This is a genomic window from Gemelliphila asaccharolytica, from assembly GCF_001553005.1.
GTDB classification, from domain to species: Bacteria; Bacillota; Bacilli; order Staphylococcales; family Gemellaceae; genus Gemelliphila; species Gemelliphila asaccharolytica.
Map to the genome: position 1 here is coordinate 1 of NZ_KQ959901.1, position 3,992 is coordinate 3,992.

At 26.7% G+C, this 3,992-nt stretch carries 1 protein-coding gene; it reads right to left on the reverse strand.

Annotated features, from left to right (window positions below; all coding sequences use genetic code 11):
• The coding region (locus HMPREF1871_RS04935) for a GA module-containing protein (protein WP_066130706.1) at positions 1–3,671 on the reverse strand (3,671 nt) is incomplete at its 3' end.
• Positions 3,672–3,992 lie beyond the last annotated feature (321 nt).

The following is a 3,992-nucleotide window of genomic DNA, read 5'->3' on the forward strand; positions in this document are numbered from 1 at the left end:
CAACCTGATTTTATTTCTGGAGCTGGTGTTACGTCTGGAGATGGATTTACGTCTGGAGTAGGAGTTGGATTAACATTTGGATTTTCTGCTCCATATTTTTTATCTAATTCTTTTGTTTTATCTAAAGCTATATTAACTTCTGCTTTATTATTTGCTTTATTTATTTCTACTACAGCTCTAGTTTTTTCTGCTTCTGTTAGATTTTTTAATTCTGTGACTTCTTTTACTGCTTTTTCTTTCGCTTCTTTTAATTCTTTGTTAGCTGTATTTTTTACTTTTGCTTGATTTAGCGTTTCGCTTATTTTTGATTTTTCTGTTGCTTTATTTATTTCTAATTTGAAGCTATCTTTTTCTTCACTTGTTAGGCTATCAAGTTTTTCTAATTCTGTTAAAGCTTTTTCTTTCGCTTCTTTTAGTTCTTTATTTGTTACTGGTGTTTCTTTTTCATAGATAAATTTTACCTTTTCAACCATTGTTTTATCTGCTGAATCATATACTTCTGTTTCATTAAGATAAGATAATGGTTTTAGTTCATCGCTATCATTTACTTTTAATCCTTTTAGTTTATAGCCTTCTTTGTTGATGGCTCTTACATTAAATGTTCTTAATTTTGACCAAGTATACCCTTTTACTTTTTTAGGTTCTATTACTTGCTCTCCTGTTTCTGTTTCGTAACTTACAGAAACCTCTTTTATTTTATCTTTAGATAAAGATTCTTTTATAGGATCTCCATCATCAGCAACAGTAACTGTTGCAGTAATTTCTTCATTGTAGTGAATTCCGTCTACTGCTACTAAAATTTTATATGTAGGAGAAGGAGAGTCTGAATTTGGCACTCTTATATTTCTAGGACATATTAATTCTATTTTTTGGCTTGTTCCTTCTCCAAAAATTCCAAATCCACCATGATTATTTTTCATTACTAATAGGAAATTATCCATACTATCTGTTGTTCCCTCATTTTCTAAAGGATACCACTCTACTCCATTCTGGTCGACTACTTTTATTTTTGTAAGAGATTCTTTTAGGTTAGCTCCATATAAACTTATCCAAGTTTTTTTACTTCCTTGCCCTACTGGAGTTACTGTATGAGTTATATCTGGAATAGTTGTTCCCCCTCCTTGTGTCCCGTAAGAAGTTATTGACATAAAGCTTAAAGTAGGTTTATTGTTTAACTCTTTATCTGCTAATACTGTAGCAACTGTAGTTTTTTCTTTTTCACTTTTTAGTACATTAGCTCCGTAATCGCTCATATATTTTAGTCCACCATCTACAGATACTAATACAGTATAACTTTCTGGTTTTTCTGTTTTATTTTCTGGTAGAATAAAACTTATTTCTTGCTCACTATCACTTATTTTTGTAACTGTAACATTTTTATCTTCTGTAGAAAGTACTTTAGTTCTTTGTTTATCACTTTTCAGAACTTTTACTTTTACTTTTTCTTTTAAATTTTCTCCTGAAAATTTAAGTTTTACTTTACCTCCTTTATTATTCAAAACTTGACCTTCTATGAAGTCTAGTTGTTTCCCATAAGCTACTGCACCTTTTATAAGTGAATGGAAGGATTTATTTTCTTTATTGTCTGCTACTCCTTTAAAAAGTCTTTCTTCAAATAATAGTTTTGATCCTTCTTTTATATCAAATTTTTCTGCTGATTTTATTATTATTTTGTCATCATTGACAATGACTTTTGTGTTTTCACCTAGTTTTTTACCATCTAAAGTTATTCCATCTTTAAATTCTTTATCGGTTACTACTTTTTCTATTGGTGCATATAATTTTACTATTATTTCGTCTTTAGCATTGTTTATATGACAATATTCTGGAACTACAGCTACTGTTTCTAAACTCTCTCTTCCTCCGACAGTAATCTGACATTTTTTATCTTGCAATTTTATTATATATTTTTCTTCTTTTTGTACTTTTTCAAAGTTTATAGTAGCTGTTTGAACTTCTTTAGTTCCAAAAAATTCTATTTTTTTAGCTTGTTTTATTTCTTTTCCATCTGATATTTTGTAAATTTCTGCTTGTAATTTTTTAGAATCTAAATTTTCTCCTTTTACACTTATTTTAGCTTCTCCTCCGGATTTTGCTAAATTTGGTGTTAAGGCTTTTATGCTTTCTATTTTCATCTCTCTTGCACTAGGATTTACCTCTGATGGGTCAACTGTTGGGTCAGGGTCAAGATTAGATTTATCTACTACTTTTACTAAAACTGAATTTTTTTCATTAAAATTATCTGTTCCATCTGCATTAAAATAGACTTTAAAAGTTTTTCCTTTATCATTTTTTGTAAAAGTTAATGTTGGTAATGCAATTTTATTGATTGCCAAATTTGTTAAAGTTTTTTCAACATCTGCCCTTCTTACATTTTCTTCCATAACTTTTACTTTGATATTATGCATTGTCAAATTATTTCCAAGAATTTTAAATGAAGCTTGATAATTATTTTCTTGTTTTACTATATTTTCAAAATTTAAATTTTCTATTTCACCTTTATTAAGAACAGGAGGTGTTACTGAAGGAACTTCATCGCTGTTTTCTAATTTATCAGTAGGCGTTATTTTACAGTCAACACTTTTTTTATTGCTTTGGTCTGTTCCAAAAACTACTTTATAGTCTTTTTCTTCTTCTACTTTATCAAATACTAATGTTGCTTCTAGTTCAGTATCGTTTATTTTTTTAAATTTAATTTTGTCTACTAAGTTTTGTTGATTTACTCTATTTAAAAGAACTTTTTTTACTTTTATTTTATTTTCATCTAGATTAGTTCCTTTTAAATTAAAAGTATATTTAAGTCCTTCTTTTTTATTTGTTACTGATTTTAGTGCAGTTTCTTCTAATACTGGATTAGGATTTTTACCAGTAGAATCTCCTTTTTTTACTCTGATTGTTATGTCTTTATCTAGTAATCTTTCATTTTTATATGTCAAAGCCACTTTATATTCTTTATCAGTATCTGTTGGAAAATCACATGTAAATTTGATATTTTCTCCATCTTTTTCTAATTTTACTTGTTTTGTTAAGTTTTCATCTTTAATATGAGTTTTCATTTTGTTTATCTCTAACTCTGAAAGAATACTTACTTTTACATCTTTAATATCTAATTTTTTCCCTTTTATTAGAAAGTTATAGCTTCCTTTTTTACTATTTTCTTTTGCTTCAAAAGAAGTTATTTTATTATCTTCTGGTAAAATGTTATCTTCTTCTTTTTTTGCTACACCATTAGGATTTCTTCTTATTTTTACGGTTTTTTGAAAATCTCTGTAAATTTGCGTTTCTTTTCCATCAACACTAAATCTAATTATATATTCTTGAGATTTATTATATTCATTTTTTGGAAAATGTAATGTTAACTTTTTCTTATTTGTTTCGTTTTTAGTTTCATTTTTAAATTTTAAAGATTTTTCTATATCTGTAATTCTTTTTTGATTTTCCTTAAATTCATCTTTTTTTAAAATAACATACGCTTTTATATCTTTTTCTACTAAATTGCTTCCATTTAATGTAAATTCGACATCTCCCCCGCTATAATCTATCGAACCATTAATGTCTGCTACTTCTGTTAATCCACTATTGTCTGCTGAATATGTTATTCCACTTGGAATTACCATTGATGTTGCTATTAATATTGCTGATATTTTCCCTATTTTACTTTTTATTCTCATGTTTTTATCTCCTATACACATATTATTAATTAATTAAAAAAATTTATAATTTTATATATTAATATGAATCTCCCTTTATTTATTCTAGCACTTTTTAAAAGTACAAACAAATATTATTTGGATACTTTAATTTTAAAAAATAAAAACTATAATATAAAATTTCTTTTAATAAAAAAAAGACTTTTTAGTCTTTAGTGAACTTCTCTCGTTAGTTTTTTTAAGTTTTGAAAGTCACTTTTTTTCCTTAAAAGTCTTTTTATTTTTTATTTTTTATCTTTAATTAACCCATGCTCCATTTTCGTCTACATAGTATCCGTCTGG